This is a genomic window from Streptomyces sp. NPDC050610 (assembly GCF_040654875.1).
Lineage (GTDB): Bacteria > Actinomycetota > Actinomycetes > Streptomycetales > Streptomycetaceae > Streptomyces.
In genome coordinates this window covers 1-15,900 of sequence record NZ_JBFAIV010000055.1, presented here as the reverse complement: position 1 = coordinate 15,900, position 15,900 = coordinate 1, and the positions used below count along the sequence as shown (strand labels likewise).

Sequence of the window (15,900 nt, the reverse complement as noted above, 5' to 3'; positions counted from 1 at the left end):
TCATCGAACACCCGGCCGCTTGGGCCACGGCATCCATGACGCCATCGCCGGACCGACTGCCGTACGCGCCCTCTTCGCCGCCGCTCCCTGGGCCACCGTCGACGGAATCGCCTGCGGCACGCAGCCGCACCGTCTCGTAGGCATCGGCTTGGACATCAAGGGGCGCGCGGACGGGACGACCGCCCTCTGGGAGCTGCCCCGGGAACACGCGTTCACCATCCCGCTGACGGTCGCCGTGCCCGCTCCGGGCGGGCGGTCGGCATCTGTGGTTCACGGGGCCGCCCGGCCGTGAGGCATCGCCGGCCCACTCGACGGCCCATCCGGTGGCCAGTACGGGGACCCGCCCAGAGGCCCACACGACGACCAACTCAACGACCAACTCGGCAGAGCACCCGTGGACTCCCCGAAACGACGCGTGGCGCCCACCACTGTCGTGGTGAGCGCCACAGGCGCGAGGAGTGCGCGGTGCCGTGCTGCACAGCAGATGCTGCCGCTTCCAGCAGGTGCTACTGCTTATCGCCGCTTATCGACTACTCATCGACGCGGGCGCTGCATATCTCCGCTGGTATTACTTGTTGAGGCAGGTGTTGCCGAAAGCGGGGTTGAGCAGACCGATGATGTCGATCGAGTTGCCGCACAGGTTCACGGGGATGTGAACCGGAATCTGCAGCTGGTTCCCGGAGAGGACACCCGGCGACCCGACAGCGCCGCCCGCGGCACCGGCGTCGGCAGAGGCGACCCCCGCGGCACCGGAAACAGCGGCTCCGGCTGCAGCCGTCAGGATGGCGGCCTTGGCGATACGCGACATGGCATTCCCTTTCCATACGTGTCACAACGTGTCGGTGAACAGCCTCGGTGCTTAGCACCGCAGATCTCCTCCAACAGGGCATCGCCACGCGGGTTTACCCCCAAAGGGATTAATGAAATGCGCAGCAGAGCGGCACGAACCAGCGCCAGGCGTTCAATGGTTCGCTTCCCGCCGGCCTCTCGTACGGTCGCCGGCCCACCACCGATCTGCCCGCGACCGCCGATCGCCATGCACCGGACTCGCCACCGGACTTCCTTCCCTCGCGTTCGACACAAATAGCACCGGGCCGACGACGATCCGACTTATCACCCGCGCGGTTGGAGAGTCCGTTCCAGAGCCCGTTCCAACGATCGGCGGAGTGTCGCGAGGCCCGCCGAGAATTCGACGTCACGGCCTGTCGGTACGCCGCATCCGGCTCCGCCCCTCCGCCACCCAGTCGAGCCCGGACTCTCGCAGAGAGTGGCGGGCTTTCACGCCGCGGCGGCCCGGGTTCCGGGGGCGAGGAGGGCCCGCAATTCCTCCGCCACTTCCACGGCGTCGGGCCCGGCGGCGAGCACGTAGTTGTCGGGGCGTACGGCCACGGCGGCGGCGCCCAGTTCGGAGAGCCACCGTCGGTGTGTGCCGTCGGAGTCGATCACGACGTTCTTTCCGGCTGCCGGGCCGAAGCCGACGACGGTGATGCCGATTTCTTCGAGTGCGGCCAAATCCAGTACGGCAAGGGCTTGTTCGGTGACCAACAGGCGGAATCCGCTGCCGGTGAAGTCGTCGAGGAGCCCTGTCCTCACACCGTCGCCGACCCGTCCTTGCACCGCGATCCGGCCCCCGCCCGGGCCGAGCAGTCCGGGACCGAGGTCCGGTAGCCGGATGTGTTCCGGCTCCTGTAATGCGGCGCGGCGGGCGAGGAGTCCGGCGTCTCGTTCGGCGGCCAGCGCGGCGTCCCGCACGGTGTGCTGACGGCCCAGCTCGATGCTGGTTTCCATCACGCCCCGCACATGGGGTTCGCGTTCGCTCTGGTAGGTGTCGAGCACTTCGGGGCCCTGAATTCCCCGCACCAGCAGATCGGCCTTGAAGGCGAGGTTGAGCACGTCGCGTATCCCCGAACACATTCCCTGGCCCAGGAACGGGGGCATTTGATGAGCGGCGTCGCCGGCGAGGAGTACCCGCCCGTCCCGCCACCGCCGCGCGATCAACGACCGGAAGGTGTAGGCGGCGACGCGGACGAGTTCGGCGTCAGCGCGGGAAAGGAAGGGCCGCACGCGGTCCCACGCCTTCTCCGAATCCATCGACTCCTCCGACTCCTCCGACTCCTCCGAGCGTTCCTGATCGAGGGCTTCGGTGTCGTCGAGCATGAAGCTGAACCGCTGTCGTTCCGGCGCGGTGGTGATGACGGTGGTCGGACCGGCGGGGTCGCCGATCTGTAGCATTCGGGGCAGCCCCAGTTCGGCAGCGGGTCGCCGAAGCGCGAAGTCGCAGACCAGCCAGGGCTCGGCGAAGCCCAGGTCGTCCTGTTCGATGCCGAGGTGCTGCCGGACGAAACTGTTGGCCCCGTCACAGCCGATCGCGTAACGAGCCCGTACAGCAAGCCCGTTGGCGAATGTGAGCTGAACTTCGTCGCGGTCCTGGGAAAGTCCGGTGACCGTGGTGCCGAGGCGGATTTCCACGTTCGGCAGTGCCGCGCACAGTGAATGCAGCGCGTTCTCCAGAGTCGGCTGGTCGAACATGTAGATGTCCGCCCAGCCGCTGTCGCCGACCGCCCGGCATTCCTGCCGGATCAGCAGTTCACCGGAGCCGTTGCGCCATTCGTAGGCCTCTTGCGCGTACAGCGTGGGCAACAGTTCCTCGGCCAGCCCCAATCCGGCCAGCGCACGCATGGTTTCCCCGTCGAAGCTGGCGGCGCGGGGCAGGCCGTAGCGGCCGGGATGGCGTTCGAGGAGTACGACCGAATGCCCGGCCCTGCCCAGCAGCGCCGCGAGTGTCAGGCCGACCGGTCCGCAACCGACCACCGCGAAATCCACCAGCGGAGCCGACCCCTGACCGGGCAATCGCTGCTTTCCCTGCTTTCCCTGCTTTCCCTGCTTTCCCTGCTTTCCCTCAGTCATCTTCTCTCCTCCCTCGCGTGCGCCGGCTGTTCCATCCGCTCGGGATCGGGGGCGCGTGCCTGGTCAGGGTCAGGGTCGGGGTCAGGGAACAAGCACGAGCTTGCCGGGGGCGTGCCCGGCGGCCCCGGCCCGGTGCGCCCGAGCCGCCTCCGACAGGGGGAAGACCGAGGCGATCAGAACCCGCAGCTCGCCCTTGCCCGCGCCGGCCGCCAGCCCGGCGCGGGCGGCGGCCCTGATGTCGGCGCCCGCGTCCTGGCCCGGCCCATTGCCGATGATCTTGATCCCCGCGGTGACGCGGCGGTCGGTTCCGGTGATCGAGGCGATGCGCTGCCGGTCGGCCACCGACGCCACGGAGGTGTCGAGGGCTTCGTCGGTGCCGACGCAGTCGATCGCGGCCGTTATGCCGTCGGGCGCTGCGGCCCGTACGCGGTCGAGCAGCCCGGCCCCGTAACTCACCGGGAGGGCGCCGAGGCCGCGGAGCAGTCCGTGGTTGCGTTCGGCGGCGGTAGCGATCACGGTCGCGCCCAGGGCGACGGCCAGTTGTACGGCCATCAGCCCCACCCCGCCGGAGCCGCCGTGGACGAGCACGGTGTCGCCCGGGCCCACTCCGGTGACGTCCAGGGCGTGCGCGGCCGTGGTGCCGGCGAGCATCAGCGCCCCGGCCTCGTACCAGCCCAGACCGGCCGGCTTGGGGATCAGCGAGGTGACGGGCGCGGTGACGTAGTCGGCGTAGGCGCCGGTGACGGGGTAGACGATGACCTCATCGCCGACCCGCACCCCGTTCGCCCCCGCACCGGCCTCGTCATCGACGCCCGCACCGACATCCGCACCGACATCCGCGTCGGTGTCCGGGCCGACGTCCGGGCCAACCTTCGTGACGACTCCCGCGCACTCCAAGCCGAGGCGCGGCAGAGCGCCGGCGACTCCGGCGGAGTCCTTGTGCCGGTCGTCCACAGCGTGGAAGGCGCCGCTGTAGAGCTTCCAGTCGATGGGGTTGACCCCGGCCGCGCGAACGCGGACGACGACCTCGCCGGCGGCCGGTCGCGGCACTGGTGTCGGCACGGTCTCAAGGACTTCCGGTGTCCCGAAGGCAGTCGGTCGCACGGTCCTGGCCATGGCTGTCCACTCCTGTACTGGTGGCCGGCCGGCCGGCCGGGGCGACCGCAACCGCGCGTCGGCTCGACCGGCTTCACCAACCCCGAGGTTCGCGGCGACCCATTAGTCACAGATTCAGTCTCAAACTCAGGTGGAATGATGTCCAGTGCATACTTTGCACTCCGGCTTTGCGCCGAACGCAATCACAAGGACGCCTCATGGCCGAGCAGCTGGACCTCAACCTGTTGCGCGTATTCGACGCGTTGCTGGACACCAGGAGCGTGACCGCCGCCGCGGCACGCCTTCACCTGTCCGCTCCGGCGACGAGCAGGGCCCTGGGGCGCCTGCGGCGGTCGATGAACGACCAGATCCTCGTACGCGCCGGCCGGGGCCTGGTCCCCACGCCCTTCGCCCAGCGCTCCGCCGCCAGGGTCAAGGCGCTCCTGGAGGAAGCGTCCGGCCTCCGGGCCGACCCCACCGACAACGACCCCCGGTCCTGGCAGCGCACCTTCGCCATCCGCGTCAACGACGGACTCGCCCCCGTCCTCGCGCCCCGGCTCACCCGCCTGGTAGCCGCCGAAGCGCCCCAAGTACGGCTGCGGTTCGTGGCGCAGGACTCCAAGGAGGCCGATCCGCTACGGGACGGTTCGCTCGACCTGGACGTCGGCGTCGCCGGCCCGCCCCCTCCCGACCTGCGCACGGAACCGCTCTTCGCCGACCACTTCGTCGCCCTGATGTCCGCCCACTCCGCACTCGGCCGGGCCGAACGGCTGACGATCGACGACCTGTGCGCCCACCCGCACATCTCCGCCTCCCGCAGGGGCCTCGCCCGCGGCCCCCTGGACGAGGCGCTGCACCGCCTGGGCCGCTCCCGTACGGTCAGCGCGGTCGTACCGTCCTACGCCGTCGCGGCCCTCATGGCCCTGGAGGAGAACGTCATCTGCCTCGCGCCCCTCTTCCTGGCACAGCACCTGGTCGCACGGCACGTCCCCCTCCGCTGGCACACCATCCCGCTGCCCCTGCCCTCGGCCACCGTCGAACTCCGCTGGCACCACCGCGTCGACACCGACCCCGCCTCCCGCTGGCTGCGCGCCCACATGCGCTCCGCCGCCCAGCCGCTGACGACCCCGGAGGCGAGAGCCTGAAGCGAGCGCCTGCCCCTCTCAGGGCCAACGACCTTTCCGGACCTACAACTTCAGGACCTAAGACTTTCAGGTTCTACGGCTTCAGGGCCTACGACTTTCAGGTCCTACGGCTTCGGAACGGACCTCTCAAGGAGCTCGCGGAAGGCGCGCGCGGGCCGGCCGGTGAGGCGCTGGACGGTGTCGGTGACGCGGTCCTCCGCACCTTCGGCGATGGCACGGTCCATGCCGGCGAGCATCGCGGCGAACTCCACCGGGATCTCCGCCGCGAGGCGGTCGCGCAACTGCTCGTAGGACAGCCGGCGGTGGGCCACGGGCCGACCGGTCACCTCGGTGATGATCGCGGCGACGTCGTCGTGGCTGAGCGCCTCGGGCCCGGTGAGGACGAGATCGATATTGGGCGCCTGCTCATCGGTCAGCGCGTGGACGGCGACGGCCGCGATGTCCCCGGCATCGACGAAGCCGACCCGGCCGCTGTCGGCGGCGGTCCAGATGACGCCGTCGTCACGGATGCCGCGGGCGTGCACGTGCGTGCCGGTGAAGTTCTGCATGAACCACGACGGCCGCAGCACCGCCCACTCATCGAACAGACCGGACAGCGCCCGGTGCACCGCCCCCACCGCCGGCCCCCCTTCGGGGATGGCCGAGGAACTCAGCAGCACCGCACGGCGCACGCCCGCGCTACGGGCCCGCTGGAGGAAAGGCAGCATGGACGCCGCGGGGTCGGAGTCGCCTACGGGCGGTACGAGGTAGACGCGGTCGACGCCGTCGAGGGCGGCGGCGTGACCGGAGGCGTCGTACCAGTCGAAGCGGACCGGCTCGGCGTCGGCGACCGGGGCGGCCCGACGGCTGGCGGCTTTGACGCGGTGGCCTGCGGCCGTCAGTTGGGCGGCGGTGCGGCTGCCGGTCGTGCCGGTGGCGCCGATGACCAGTGCGGTGCCGTCGGTGATCATCAGCTGCTCCTGGTGGAGACGGTTGCGGACATGGGGAACCTCCAGCTCGTACAATCCGGACCGCTAGTCCGATTAACGATATGGACCACAGGTCCGCTTTGCAAGCGAGGAAGCGCCACACCCATGCGACGACTACCACCTGCTACGAAAGCCGAGGGCGAGGAGGCTCTCAGTTGGCGATCCCGACCGGGTGAACCTGGATCTTGTCGTCATACGAGCCGGCCGGCTTGAGCGCATCGGCGGGCCACTTCAGGGAGACGCTGTGGGACTCGTTCGGCGGGGTGACCAGGATGTTGGTCGGGTTCGCGAGGCTGTCGCCGCTGGTGTCGGCGGGGTACGAGATGTTGAAGGTGGCGGTATCGCCGGGCTTCAGGTTGGTGATGCGGGGCTGATTGTCGGCGCGGGTGACGGAGGCGGAGGTGTTGTCGAGATCCTTCAGGTCAACACCCGCGAACCCCGTCGCCGAGCAGGTGCTCCCGCCCTTGTTCGTCATCTGGACGGTGACATCGCCCGTCTGCTTGTCGGGCGAGGAGTCGACGGCCTCCATCATCAGGTCGTCCGTACGGCAGAAGTCAGGCTTCCCCCCGTCCTCCGCCGCGCCATTCCCGGAGTCCGCCTTCGCGTCGTCCGCCTGAGCCCCGGCGCCCTGCAGCCCGGACCACCCCGACGCCGACGACTTCGACCCCGAACCACCGGACTCCGCAGCCGCGTTCGCCCCCGTGTGCCCCGCCGCCTTCGAACCCCCGGCATCCGAGCCGGAACACGCAGTCAAAGAAAGCCCGGCCGCCGCAACCAGCGCCGCGGCGGCAACGCGCAGGGTACGGCGACGAACAGTGCGGGCAGTGGTGCTGGCGCTCATTGCGGATTCCCCCAGGGAAGTCGATGTCGGTGTCCGAGTCGGTGTCTCCTCGGTACGTCACCCACTCTGGCCGGACCCGCTATCGCCGGCTTGCCGCTCCACTAACGCCCAGCTAAATGACCAACTTGTCTCGCGCGCAGGGTTCTCACCTGGAGCTTCGGGTCCGGGCGGACGCGAGCGCCTCAAGGGGCGGCCGGTTCTTCGTTCGGATCTTCCGCGAGCAGCGGACAGTGGCCAACCAGAAATGCAACAGCACTCTGCGGGGAACCCGCAGAGTGCTGAAGTCATCGCAGCCAGACCACGGTTGGCCACACACTGGCCGACGGCGTTACAGGCCCGGCTCACGGCGAGACACCCCGCACGCGAAAGGGGCGCCCCCGGATCGGGAACGCCCCTTCTTACCTGCGGAAGCGCAGGACTGGCGGAGGCTGAGGGATTTGAACCCTCGGTGACATCGCTGCCACGACGGTTCTCAAGACCGCCGTCGCCGACACCATCCCGCCCATCCTGACCTGCGTCCTACCTCATCTGTGGTCAGGAGAAGGCGCTCCTGGCCCGTATATGGCCCAAAGGGCGCTCATGGAGCCATAAGGTTCGGTTCCTCGTCAGCGGCAGCTTCCTCTTCCGGCTCTGCCTGCGGCGGCCATCTCGTCAACTGGCCTGCCGCACGCGATGTCTATCCACCAGGCGGTGAGCGACCTGCTCACCGCCTGCCAGGGCGCCGCCACTGGGCCGACCCCGCCACTGCCGAGTGACTGTACGACCTGGCACCCGCGTGTGGGCGGCCCTGAGTGCCGTCGAGACCATACGGGGCGCCGCTCGCCAAGCAGCATGCGATGCCCTCAATCGGGGATAGCGCTGGCAGCACCGACACGACCGGTAGACGGACTGCGGTCGCCCCCCGTATCGCACAAGTCCAAAGCAAAAAGAGCGTGTCGCAGCCGACTCGTCGGCTGACGGGCTGGGGTGCTCGGTGTAGGTCTTGCGGCTGTGAGATATGCGCAGGGTGGTGGGCTGACCGATGCGGGGAGGGCCGCACGGGAACGGATCCGGCTGGAGGCGGTCGCTCGTTTCGAGGGCGGGGAGAAGAGCCGGGAGATCGCTGTCGCGTTGCGGGTGAGTGAGCGGTCGGTGGAGCGCTGGCGCCGGCAGTGGCGTGAGCGGGGGCCTGGTGGCGTGCTGTCGAAGGGATCGCCCGGCCGGCCCAGGCTCGGTGAATCCCAGGTGGCCCGGCTGGAGAGGGCTCTGGAACGTGGTCCGCTGGCCCACGGCTGGGAGGACCAGCGGTGGACACTGGCCCGGGTGAAGACCCTGATCGGCCGGATGTTCCACGTCAGCTACACCGTCGAGGGGACGTGGAGACTGCTCAAGCGGCATGGCTGGTCCTGGCAGCAGACCGCTCGACGGGCCGTCGAACGGGACGACGGGGCAGTGGAGTTGTGGAAGAAGGAGGTATGGCCGCGGGTAAGAGCACCGCGGCGGCCCGGGGCGCCTGGATCCTGTTCGAGGACGAGGCGTCCCAGTCGCTGAGGCCGCCGCGTGCCAGAACCTGGGGCCGTGTGGGTGTCACTCCCGTCGTCAGCGTGCGCGGCCGTGGCTCCGGCTGGGCCTCGATGGCGGGAATGGCCTGCTTCAAGCCGGGGAAGCGGTCACGTTTCCTCTACAGCTTCCGCGTCCACCGGGGCCGCAAGGGTGAACCCAAGGCCTTCACCTGGCAGGACTACCGCGACCTGATCCTGCGCGCACACCGCCAACTCAGCGGGCCCGTCGCCCTGGTGTGGGACAACCTCCGTGCCCATCTGATGCCGCAGATGCAAGCGCTCGCCGCCGCGAACGCCGACTGGCCGACCGTCTTCCAGCTTCCGTCCTACGCGCCTCACCTCAACCCGCAGGAAGGAATCTGGTCGCTGGTGAAACGGGCGATCGGTAACCTCGCCGCCGCAGATCTCGACCAGCTGGCCCAGGCTGTCAAGCGAAACCTGAAGAAGATCCAGTACCGCCCCCCACCTGGTCGACGGGTGCCTCGCAGGCGCCGGCCTGAGCCTGGACCCCCGACCGCGATCAGACCGACATCACGCAATCAACTTCAGTAGCGCTGCCGACGGTTCGGGTCAACGCCATTCGGGAGGCAGGTCGGAAATCTGCTTCAGCAGGTCCCAGCCTTCCGGCTTGTCCTCAGGGCAGGACCATGGAGCGCCCTGGCCCACCCAGTACCCCCGCAGCTCACGCACGCCTTCCAGCAGGTTGTCATTGAGGCCAGACTGGGATGCGCAAGCAGAGCAAATAACGCTGTAAGCGCATCCGTTCACCCAGCGTGGCTCGCCATCGTCATACCCACAGACCCGGCAGAGGGTCTCGATCTCATCTTCCATGCTCATCTCTGCAGCAGTCTATCGACCAACGCCAAATGCAACGACGTCTAAGGCTTCGGTGCCGTCGTCAAGCGACAGCACCGAAGGACACACCTAGCTAGGGGGGCCCGCATCCATGCGATGCGAGCCCCCCTTGGATGGTTGATTCCAAGGTCAGTTGCCGTAGGCGGTCAGTGACCGGATGAGTAGTCGGCCGGTCTTGTGGTTGTGCCAGATCCCGGCGGTCAGGGTCCATTGACGGCACCGGTCAAACGCTGGACAGCACACAGCAACTTGATCTCTCCCCACACGCTTTCCAACTGTGGTGGAGGGGGACACGGTGTGTTCAGGGGCGATCACCTGCATTCATGGTCGGCTGCTCAACGCGCAGGAGCGGACCCCCGGTCTCGCCTGAACGTCTGCGAACGGTTGTGAATGAGACGGAAACTGTGACGGAGGCGACCGGTCGAGCACTTGTCCGACGGTTCAAGTGGGGTGTGCCGCACGCGTAACCGGAAGGTGCCGATACAGCAAGTACTATTGCCGCTGCGCGCAAAGATGACTGATCGGCGCCTCTGCGTATCCGCTCGAACCAACCTCGGTTTTACGCAACGCGAACAAGCCCGACCGTGGTATCTCTCTGTGAAGCATCCAGTACAGGGGGTATCTATGGGTTCCGCTCCTCCACCACGTCCACGGCGCCGCTTCCGTCCATCCCGGTACCAGGTCACCATCGCGGCCGTCATCGCGGCTGCTGGCACGATCGGCGGTGCACTCATCGCTGCTAGTTCAGGGAACTCGGGCTCGTCGCAGGATAAATGCCCGTCCCCGGCCGTCCAGCTCAGCGCACCGGACAAGGCAGGTAGCACCTTTCAGACGACGGCAAAGGTCATCTGCCCGCCGGCCGAGGGCACGAAGTACTACCTGATCGCCCAGATGGACAACGTCGGCAAGCCGGGCACCGAGCACACCGTCTACTGCCCGAAGGACTCGATCACACCGGGAGAGGAGGCGAGAACGTACACGACGACGCGCGACATTCATGACTCCCCTCTTCGCTCCAAGCGCGCCCTCTACTACTTGAAGGTCACTACTGACGAGGAGCAGGAGCTGCTGTCCAACTTGCACGACACCTGCGCATGGAAGCTCCCCCCAGGGGCAGAGACAGTCTCCAACTCCGTCACCGTCGAACACGGCTGGCAGTGAAGAGGAGGAACCCGAGCCGGACGCCGTCGCCGTGGCCGCAGTCACCGGCCCTGGGGACGACACCACCCGGATCGCCTCCCGGATCGCCTGGTTCGGCGATGCCCGCGCGTGGGGCTGGGACGGCACCCGGCTTCACCAGTACTCCACCGGCCAGACCATGGGCCAGTTCCTGCGGGCCCATGGTGACGTTGCCGCCGAAATCGCCGAGCACCACGACGCATGGGTCCGCGCGTCCCTCGCCACCGCTGTCGTCGCCACCGTCCGTGAAGCCGCGATCCCCGACCGCCTGGTGCTGCTGACCACCGACGGTATCCACCACACCCTTGACCACGCCGAGTTCGGGGCCTTGGTGCGCGCGCACGAGGATCACCCGCAGGCCCTCACCGATGCCCCACTGACCCCGGAAGGGCGTCGCCGATTATGTGAGCGCGTGGACGGCGGGTGCCCGATCGCGCACGTCGCACCCGCAGTGCCTTGTCGCGTTTCTACTAGGTCGGGCTACGGTGCGCTCCACGTCGGCCAGGAGGCCGGCCAGGACGTGGAGGACACCATGGCCCGAAGGCTGGAGGTGATCGGTACCACTTCGGAAGAGGGGAAGTGCCCGACGCTGCACGAGGACCTCGACAGCGGGGAGATCCTCGTACAGGGGATGGCGGTGACCGACCCCGAGGACGCCAAGCAGCTCAAGGACGTCGCTCCCCATGAGGGGTTCGTCGTCGTACCGCGCGAGCTGCTCGTACGCTTCGGGCCCAAGGAGCCGTGGTCGTGCCGGAGTTCATTGACGACGCCACCTTCGGCGACTACTTCCGGGAGTTCGAGCACACCGCCTGGCGTCTGGAGACCCGCCGCGCCTACGCGTCCGATGAGGGCGGTGAACCCTACGCCCGGTTCCTATGCGGCCAGGTGCTCGGCCTGGCGCCGTCCGCATGGACCGCCAACATCGAGGAGCAGGTCGCGCAAGGCAAACGGGTCGAGCGGGTGCGGGTGGTCGACGAGCCGCCCACGAACGGGCAGCGCTTCCTGTTTGCGAGCTCGGTGAACAACATCGCCGCAGGCGAGGACATCCGGCACCTGTGGCGCGCCGACGCCGACAAGCTCGGCCTCCCCGCGGAGGACTTCTGGCTCTTCGACTCCCGCCGGGCGCTGCTCCTGCACTTCGACGAAGGCGACGGCTACCTCGGAGCAGAGCTGATCGAAGATCCTCGTCTCATCCTCCGCTACTGCCAACTCCGGGACGCCGCCTGGCACTACGCCCTTCGGCGCGAGGAGTTCCTCGACCAGGTACGTTCCCGTGTGTGAGCACTGATTTCCAGCAGGCCCGGGTCGCCCTCGGTGCGCGGCTGCGCGAGCTGCGCACCGAGGCCGGGCTCACCGTCAGGCAGCTCGCCACCCAGTGCGGGTGGGCACCGTCGAAGGTCTCCAAGTTGGAGAACGGGCGGCAGACCGCCACCCTCGGCGACCTCGACTCCTGGGCCCGGGAGACCAGCCAGCCAACCAACGCCGACGAGCTCAAAGGCCGCCTTCGCGGCCAGTTCGGCGTCATGAGCAGCGATGACGCTGCTCAACTGGTCAGCCACCTCAGGGGCCGGCAGCCCAGAGAATACGTCGCAGATAGGACCGTCAAAGTCGAAGAGCACCGCATCGCAACCTACGAGCGCGGCGGTGAGGTCGTTGCTCGCCATCAGGATTGAAATTTCTTCCGCTGGTGTTCCATACGCTGCCGAACCACTGCGAGCTTGATCAACCTGTTGTGCCCCATCCGCGAGCTCCCCATAGTTCACCGAATGGTGGAAGAACATCGCATCTTTACCGCCGAAGTCAGTGCGGGGCGCGCGTGCGGCGCGTCAGTTCCACCGAGTACTACGGGCAGCAGACCGTAGCCCATCAGACGATCAACAGCACGTTGCAGAACGGCTGCCCAAAGGTTGAGACTGCCTGAGCTTGGCCGCAGGCCGGTCACGCATGCCGGTCAACGGCGGGACAGGCCCGTTTCACGGCGAGACACCCCGCACGCGAAAGGGGCGCCCCCGGATCGGGAGCGCCCCTTCTTACCTGCGGAAGCGCAGGGTCGGCGGAGGCTGAGGGATTTGAACCCTCGGTGACATCGCTGCCACGACGGTTTTCAAGGGGGTTGTGGCTACAGCCGCAATCATGCCTCTGAGCTGGGCGAATAGCCTCTCACACGCCGCACTCACCGGTTCGTGGTCCACCCAGGGTCCAGATCTTGAAAAACGGCCCAAGACTAGGCAGTCGGCGGAGCCCCATATTCAAGGTACGCAGGTTTCCCCTGGCCACGGGCACCGATGGCCTGCCTCACACGGCGGGCGAGTCTCGGGATCAGAAGCTGGTCGAGATCTTCAGCTGAGTGGAACTCGGCGGCCAGCAGCTCGTCAGAGGCGAGCTTGATCGACGCTCCGGCCTCGGTGGGCAGTTCGCCGCCGTCGAAGACGTACAGGACCTTCTCCCCCGCTGAGGCCGCACGTCGTGCCGGCCACAGCGTTGCCGTCCTCTACCGCTTCCACGCCAAGGCGATCCACCGTGGCCAGCACCACTCGAACCAGCAAATACAACAGGCTCTCGACTCAGCAGAAAACGAATAGCCGACAAAACGACTTTATCCCTCTTTAGGGTTGCCGCGCCATTCTCTGACGATTTACTGGGCATGTAGAACATGCCATGCGGGGTGCGCAACTCGCACAATTCCCGTGCACGAAGCCAATGGAGGAAACACCATGAACGATTCGATTCAGAGCACCGAAGAAGCATTTGACCTCGACGTGCGCGAGGTCTCAATGACCGAACCGGTTTCGGACGCCGCGGATCCCCAAACCGAACTTTGCTGGTCCGCGCTGTGCTGATGATCGCAAATGGAGATTCAGACGCCTCAGCATAGAAAGGGGCTCCTGAATCTCAACGCAATAAGCATTTAAGGCGTCGCTTTGCCTCTCCTCGGGCAAAGCGGCGTCTTCGCGTTTCCTGCCAATCGCCATCCCACCATCGCCTGCTCGGCACTTGTTTTGGCTCGGCTCGTCACGCCTTCGGCGGCCCCCAGACTGGTCCACGCCTGGTCCACAAACACTGGTCAACGGCGCGACAGGGGCGGATCAGGGCGAAACTGGACCCATGCGAAAGGGGTGTCATCAGCGTCGATGCCCCAGACGGGCTAGTGTTACCTCGTGATCAGGTAACCGAGAGGGGTGGCGAAGGTGCAACATTGGTGGATTGAGTATCACGTTCTCGACCCCGACCAGGGCGACGACGCCGACAGCATTGAACGGCGGGTAGAACTCTTCGAGTTTGATACCGATGTGGAGGACGCCGACCCGCTTCCCAATGGTGTGCAGGTGGGATACGGGCCGACGTCTGCTGAGATCCTGGCGAAACTCCGTCGGCACATTGGTCACGACGGGGTGGTCGTTCTGCGCTGCCGTCATGTGGATGATCCGGATGCGCCCACTGCTCCTGAGGTAACCAAGCTCACCGACAAAGAAGACTAGGCTCGGCGCTCCGCATCCTTCAGCCGCTCCTCGTAATGGGCGTAGTCCTTTGGGAAACCCACAAGCTCATTGAGGGCGTCTCGGTAGCCCTCCACTGCCGCCTGCCAGTCTCTAGATGCGTAGGCCGTATCTGCCCAATTCAGCCGGGCACGCACAGGGTCAAGCCAGTACAACCAGCCTGGCCGGTCGCCTTCGTCGGGCACCCTGGCGGCCAAATCAAAAGCTTGATCTGCGAGCCGCAACGCTCGCCCACGTTCTCCAACAGCCGCAGAAGACAGGGCAGTTGCATGTAGGGCGATCGATTCGGCTGCCGGGGAAAGGGTGCCGCCCAACCCGCGCGTTGCGGCCTCCGCCGTCCTAAGCGCACGGACCGGATCACGCGCATGACGAAGCGCGTAGTGCGCCCTGACTCGCATGATCCACGACGTCAGGTCGGATGAACCAGCCTCTACCGCCCACCCTGCGGCGAGGTCCAACCATGCGGCGGCTGGTCCGCGCTTCCCTTGCCCTGCCGCAACCCACGAGAGCCAATGAGCGTGTTCGGCTGCCAGCACTAGCAGCCGGTCAGCGGCCGATCCGGACGTCCTTGGGAGCAAGTCCGTAACGGATTCGAGTTGTGACCGTACGCCGCTCCACAGATCAACTCCGCCAACATCGTCTTCGGCTTTACGCTGCGCTACCAGCAGCTTGGCGATCCAATCGGCAGTACGCAGGTCTGCGCGACCTGTGGTGTGAGCGTGGGCCATCCGTTCGCGGAGTTCCCGGTGCGGGCTCCATCCGTCGTCGCGGTCCCCGGTCGGCGCATCAGCCAACCCCCTTAGTTCAGCAGGCACTTGAAGCCCTTCAGTGATCCTCTGTATGACGTCCGCCGAAAGCACTTTGCGCTTCCCCCGCACGATCAGAGACACGTGGGACTGCGGCATCCCCACCAACTCGCCCAGGCTCAGTTGGGAGATGTTGCCGGCCGCTCGCTTGTACTCACTCAGCACCGCAGCCCAGTCCCTCCGGGCCCAAGCTGCGCGGAGTCGAACGTCCTTCCAAGGTTGCCGATCACTCATACCCCGGACGATACGCCGTTGCCATACGCCGGGCGTATCAGATTCCAAGTAGCGGCCTCCACGATGGGAGCACGACACCAACCCATCCGTACGTAGGAGGGTCCCCGAATGACGCAAGATCGGCTATGCACGGACGCAAGGAATCAGGGCGTTGACCTCGAAGGGGTTCAAAGGGCCATCGGTCATGCCTTGATGAAGCGTTCGGTGCTACCTCCGTACCCGGAACTCTGCGTCATACATGCGTCCTTGCTTCACCACATTGAACGCCTTCTCCCCTTGGCCACATCTCAGATTGACCGCCTCTGGCGCGGGTCTACGGAATGGTCCCTGAAACAGACATACCTGAGTCAGGTCCAATACCAGATTGATGAGGGACTGGGCTCCGGGCTGCTGTCTGCGTCGTGTCGGGTGCAGAGCCTGGGATACACGCTCCGCTTCCTGTTGGAGAACTCCGGTCTGGTCCTGGAGGAGGTCGTCGAGCCGTGAGCGGGACGTGCCAGTCCAAGGCGATCGTCTTCCCCTTCCTGGTGGCTGAGATGGTCACACGATCGGCCCAGCCCGGATGGGCTCGCCACTCGTGGATTTCCTGCGAGTTGCACGAAGCACCACATGCTGAGCATTACTCGATGCTGCACGAACTCACACGCGACGTTTCCCTGTGGGGCCGATGGAAGAATGGTGTGGTCACGCTGCTCCCCCTGCCGCATTGCGAGTCAATGGGGCCACCGGAGAGCGAGAACCCGGACGCGTGCGTCCTGTTCTTCGCTCACCCCGGCCGGTGCACTTGGACGTGGTCACCGTGAGCCGACTCAACCGACTGTGCGCCTACGTG

The 15,900-nt window shown here is 66.8% G+C and carries 17 protein-coding genes and 1 pseudogene; 10 read left to right on the top strand and 8 right to left on the bottom strand.

All coding sequences use genetic code 11. The features are described from left to right. Positions 1-19 precede the first annotated feature (19 nt). Complete coding sequence (locus AB0I22_RS37180; RefSeq protein WP_363135453.1) at positions 20-292, top strand: hypothetical protein; 273 nt, start codon at positions 20-22, stop codon at positions 290-292. Between the two features lie 276 nt (positions 293-568). Here the strand turns inward: AB0I22_RS37180 and AB0I22_RS37175 are convergent, their stop codons facing one another. The 3 genes from AB0I22_RS37175 to AB0I22_RS37165 all read right to left on the bottom strand — a co-directional run bounded on the left by AB0I22_RS37175 (position 569) and on the right by AB0I22_RS37165 (position 4,023). After that, the gene (locus tag AB0I22_RS37175) at positions 569-808 is read right to left on the bottom strand and encodes a chaplin (protein ID WP_363135452.1); all 240 of its coding nucleotides are present in this window, start codon (positions 806-808) and stop codon (positions 569-571) included. 470 nt (positions 809-1,278) lie between these two features. Continuing rightward, positions 1,279-2,907 carry a bifunctional 3-(3-hydroxy-phenyl)propionate/3-hydroxycinnamic acid hydroxylase gene (locus AB0I22_RS37170; RefSeq protein ID WP_363135451.1) on the bottom strand — a complete coding sequence of 543 codons (1,629 nt, stop codon included), beginning with the start codon at positions 2,905-2,907 and terminating at the stop codon, positions 1,279-1,281. Positions 2,908-2,988: 81 nt separating this feature from the next. After that, a complete protein-coding gene (locus AB0I22_RS37165) occupies positions 2,989-4,023 on the bottom strand; it encodes an NADP-dependent oxidoreductase (RefSeq protein ID WP_363135450.1) in 1,035 nt (344 codons plus the stop codon). A 197-nt stretch (positions 4,024-4,220) separates the two neighbouring features. Here AB0I22_RS37165 and AB0I22_RS37160 point away from each other — a divergent pair, with 197 nt between their 5' ends. Then, positions 4,221-5,147, top strand: a complete 927-nt coding sequence (locus tag AB0I22_RS37160; RefSeq protein ID WP_363135449.1) for a LysR family transcriptional regulator — start codon at positions 4,221-4,223, stop codon at positions 5,145-5,147. A gap of 104 nt (positions 5,148-5,251) precedes the next feature. Here AB0I22_RS37160 and AB0I22_RS37155 read toward each other — a convergent pair whose 3' ends face one another. Both AB0I22_RS37155 and AB0I22_RS37150 read right to left on the bottom strand, forming a co-directional pair. Next, positions 5,252-6,097: an NAD(P)H-binding protein gene (locus AB0I22_RS37155; RefSeq protein ID WP_363135448.1), complete on the bottom strand. Its 846-nt coding sequence runs from the start codon at positions 6,095-6,097 to the stop codon at positions 5,252-5,254. Between the two features lie 169 nt (positions 6,098-6,266). Further along, positions 6,267-6,956, bottom strand: a complete 690-nt coding sequence (locus tag AB0I22_RS37150) for a DUF4232 domain-containing protein (protein ID WP_363135447.1) — start codon at positions 6,954-6,956, stop codon at positions 6,267-6,269. A 990-nt stretch (positions 6,957-7,946) separates the two neighbouring features. Between AB0I22_RS37150 and AB0I22_RS37145 the strand changes: the two genes are divergently transcribed. Together AB0I22_RS37145 and AB0I22_RS37140 are read left to right on the top strand one after the other, a co-directional pair. Further along, entirely contained in the window at positions 7,947-8,486 is a 540-nt protein-coding gene (locus AB0I22_RS37145; protein WP_363135446.1) for a winged helix-turn-helix domain-containing protein, read from the top strand. Further along, on the top strand, positions 8,411-9,049 hold the full coding sequence (locus tag AB0I22_RS37140) for a transposase (RefSeq protein WP_363135445.1): 639 nt from the start codon (positions 8,411-8,413) through the stop codon (positions 9,047-9,049). The genes AB0I22_RS37145 and AB0I22_RS37140 overlap by 76 nt, the downstream gene beginning before the upstream one ends. A gap of 18 nt (positions 9,050-9,067) precedes the next feature. Here the strand turns inward: AB0I22_RS37140 and AB0I22_RS37135 are convergent, their stop codons facing one another. After that, positions 9,068-9,334, bottom strand: a complete 267-nt coding sequence (locus AB0I22_RS37135; RefSeq protein WP_363135444.1) for a hypothetical protein — start codon at positions 9,332-9,334, stop codon at positions 9,068-9,070. 642 nt (positions 9,335-9,976) lie between these two features. Between AB0I22_RS37135 and AB0I22_RS37130 the strand changes: the two genes are divergently transcribed. Beyond that, positions 9,977-10,513, top strand: coding sequence for a hypothetical protein (locus AB0I22_RS37130; protein ID WP_363135443.1), 537 nt, complete (start codon positions 9,977-9,979; stop codon positions 10,511-10,513). Here AB0I22_RS37130 and AB0I22_RS37125 read toward each other — a convergent pair. Further along, complete coding sequence (locus AB0I22_RS37125; RefSeq protein WP_363135442.1) at positions 10,488-10,883, bottom strand: hypothetical protein; 396 nt, start codon at positions 10,881-10,883, stop codon at positions 10,488-10,490. The two genes, AB0I22_RS37130 and AB0I22_RS37125, sit on opposite strands and share 26 nt — an antisense overlap. A gap of 395 nt (positions 10,884-11,278) precedes the next feature. Between AB0I22_RS37125 and AB0I22_RS37120 the strand changes: the two genes are divergently transcribed. The 4 genes and pseudogenes from AB0I22_RS37120 to AB0I22_RS37105 all read left to right on the top strand — a co-directional run bounded on the left by AB0I22_RS37120 (position 11,279) and on the right by AB0I22_RS37105 (position 14,010). Next, complete coding sequence (locus tag AB0I22_RS37120) at positions 11,279-11,812, top strand: DUF6879 family protein (RefSeq protein ID WP_363135441.1); 534 nt, start codon at positions 11,279-11,281, stop codon at positions 11,810-11,812. Then, a pseudogene (locus AB0I22_RS37115) lies at positions 11,809-11,991 on the top strand (helix-turn-helix transcriptional regulator); the annotation flags it as partial. The gene AB0I22_RS37120 and the pseudogene AB0I22_RS37115, both read left to right, overlap by 4 nt. Positions 11,992-13,245: 1,254 nt before the next feature. Beyond that, the gene (locus tag AB0I22_RS37110) at positions 13,246-13,371 is read left to right on the top strand and encodes a hypothetical protein (protein ID WP_363135440.1); all 126 of its coding nucleotides are present in this window, start codon (positions 13,246-13,248) and stop codon (positions 13,369-13,371) included. A gap of 339 nt (positions 13,372-13,710) precedes the next feature. Next, positions 13,711-14,010, top strand: a complete 300-nt coding sequence (locus AB0I22_RS37105; RefSeq protein ID WP_363135439.1) for a hypothetical protein — start codon at positions 13,711-13,713, stop codon at positions 14,008-14,010. On the opposite strand, the gene AB0I22_RS37100 is transcribed toward AB0I22_RS37105, so the two are convergent. Then, positions 14,007-15,068 carry a helix-turn-helix transcriptional regulator gene (locus AB0I22_RS37100; protein WP_363135438.1) on the bottom strand — a complete coding sequence of 354 codons (1,062 nt, stop codon included), beginning with the start codon at positions 15,066-15,068 and terminating at the stop codon, positions 14,007-14,009. The two genes, AB0I22_RS37105 and AB0I22_RS37100, sit on opposite strands and share 4 nt — an antisense overlap. Positions 15,069-15,176: 108 nt before the next feature. On the opposite strand from AB0I22_RS37100, the gene AB0I22_RS37095 reads away from it, so the two are divergent. Then, complete coding sequence (locus tag AB0I22_RS37095; protein WP_363135437.1) at positions 15,177-15,554, top strand: DUF6415 family natural product biosynthesis protein; 378 nt, start codon at positions 15,177-15,179, stop codon at positions 15,552-15,554. Positions 15,555-15,900 lie beyond the last annotated feature (346 nt).

Coding starts and splice junctions, on each gene's coding strand:
- AB0I22_RS37170 (WP_363135451.1), bottom strand. CDS start 2,907: ATGACTGAGGGAAAGCAGGGAAAGCAGGGAAAGCAGGGAAAGCAGGGA.
- AB0I22_RS37140 (WP_363135445.1), top strand. CDS start 8,411: ATGGCCGCGGGTAAGAGCACCGCGGCGGCCCGGGGCGCCTGGATCCTG.
- AB0I22_RS37100 (WP_363135438.1), bottom strand. CDS start 15,068: ATGAGTGATCGGCAACCTTGGAAGGACGTTCGACTCCGCGCAGCTTGG.
- AB0I22_RS37175 (WP_363135452.1), bottom strand. CDS start 808: ATGTCGCGTATCGCCAAGGCCGCCATCCTGACGGCTGCAGCCGGAGCC.
- AB0I22_RS37095 (WP_363135437.1), top strand. CDS start 15,177: ATGACGCAAGATCGGCTATGCACGGACGCAAGGAATCAGGGCGTTGAC.
- AB0I22_RS37160 (WP_363135449.1), top strand. CDS start 4,221: ATGGCCGAGCAGCTGGACCTCAACCTGTTGCGCGTATTCGACGCGTTG.
- AB0I22_RS37130 (WP_363135443.1), top strand. CDS start 9,977: ATGGGTTCCGCTCCTCCACCACGTCCACGGCGCCGCTTCCGTCCATCC.
- AB0I22_RS37165 (WP_363135450.1), bottom strand. CDS start 4,023: ATGGCCAGGACCGTGCGACCGACTGCCTTCGGGACACCGGAAGTCCTT.
- AB0I22_RS37150 (WP_363135447.1), bottom strand. CDS start 6,956: ATGAGCGCCAGCACCACTGCCCGCACTGTTCGTCGCCGTACCCTGCGC.
- AB0I22_RS37155 (WP_363135448.1), bottom strand. CDS start 6,097: ATGATCACCGACGGCACCGCACTGGTCATCGGCGCCACCGGCACGACC.
- AB0I22_RS37135 (WP_363135444.1), bottom strand. CDS start 9,334: ATGAGCATGGAAGATGAGATCGAGACCCTCTGCCGGGTCTGTGGGTAT.
- AB0I22_RS37110 (WP_363135440.1), top strand. CDS start 13,246: ATGAACGATTCGATTCAGAGCACCGAAGAAGCATTTGACCTCGACGTG.